Consider the following 1,638-nt stretch of genomic DNA (forward strand, 5'->3'; position numbering starts at 1 on the left):
ATGCCACACGGTTCGGACCCGTGTGGCTACCGGCTAAGCCGGCTCACCTTTAATCGTAGTTAAAAGTCATGCAAATTAAGAAATTTTTGCTATTGGGTATACTGTGTACCTATGTTATTTTTTCAAAAGCCCAAACAACATCTTCCAGTGTGAGTGGGCAACTCAAAAGCAGTGCAGGAGAACCTGTATCTGCTGCCACAATAAAGCTTCGAAATTCCTCGTACGGAGCAATATCAGATCAAAATGGATTTTATAAAGTCACTAACGTTAAACCAGGAGACTATATTGTCGAAATCAGGGCAATTGGCTTTAAATCTCAAAAGAAGTCAATCAAAATAGGAAATGGTGAAGATGTAAAACTAAATCTAGGGCTCGACGAAGATGTCAAAGAAATGGAAACGGTCAATGTAATTGGTCGGACAAAGGCCCAAGAGGTAAACAGACAGGCATTTAACGTAACCGCAATTGACGCGACTAAACTTTACAATACGACCTTAGATATTTCGGGCGCTTTGGATCGTGTTGCTGGCGTTCGGGTAAGAGAATCGGGGGGTGTGGGTTCCAACTTTAATGTATCATTAAATGGATTTTCAGGTAATCATATCCGCTATTTTATAGATGGTATCCCAATGGACAATTTTGGATCCTCTTTCCAAATTAACAACATTCCTATAAATGTTGCCGAGCGTGTAGAGGTATATAAAGGTGTTGTACCTATGTGGTTAGGTTCTGATGCGTTGGGTGGAGCAGTGAACATTGTGACAGGAAACAGGCATCGGAATTATGTGGATGCCTCTTATTCATATGGTTCGTTCAATACGCACCGTAGTGTTATTAATGCTGCAGCTACTTCAGAGAGTGGATTAACGGTACAGCTAAGCGCTTTCCAGAATTACTCAGATAACAATTATAAAACAGACCTTAAACTTCGGTTGCAGAATGATATGGTGCCTGAAAAAAGAGCGTCTTCGGTAAGGAGATTTAACGACACTTATCATAACGAAACTTTGATAGCAAACGTTGGTGTGGTTAATAAATCATTTGCAGATAACCTTTTGTTCGGAATAACATTAGGTCAGAACTATAAGGAAATACAAACTGCTGCCAGACCTGAAAGTGTTTATGGTCAGTTACACAGGCGTGGAAGAATCGTTATGCCATCGCTTAAATACAAAAAGACAAATTTAATTAAGGGATTGGACCTTACTGTGAACGCAAACTATAACCTAGGATATGAAAAAACAATAGATACGGCGAGAGCAGATTACGATTGGGACGGGATACGGGATCCTAAGCCGACTTTGGGTGAACGAGATGGCGGACAGCTAGCTAAATACAAAAACAATAATGGGCTTGGTACAGCTATGTTGAGCTATAAAATTTCTGACCATCACTCTGTGGCGGTGAACAATGTGTTTTCTACCTTCAATAGAAAGACCGATGACTTATTATTTCCCGAAAAAAATGCATTAGATCCGGCAAAAAAAATGGATAAGAATGTACTTGGTTTCGGGTACGGATATGATGTAGAGAATAAATTGAGCCTAAATCTGTTTGGAAAATACATCTATCTGAACAATGTAATTGGCAGCAGAAACGTAAACAAATCTACAGAGAAACTTGGCTATGGCATGGCCC

1 protein-coding gene is annotated in these 1,638 nt (G+C 39.9%); it reads left to right on the forward strand.

Going from position 1 to position 1,638, the window contains the following annotated elements:
• Positions 1-68: 68 nt before the first annotated feature.
• The coding region (locus tag AC1DG9_RS26765) for a TonB-dependent receptor plug domain-containing protein (protein WP_477635657.1) at positions 69-1,638 on the forward strand (1,570 nt) is incomplete at its 3' end.

It is taken from the genome of Pedobacter sp. 05L430, assembly GCF_056397585.1.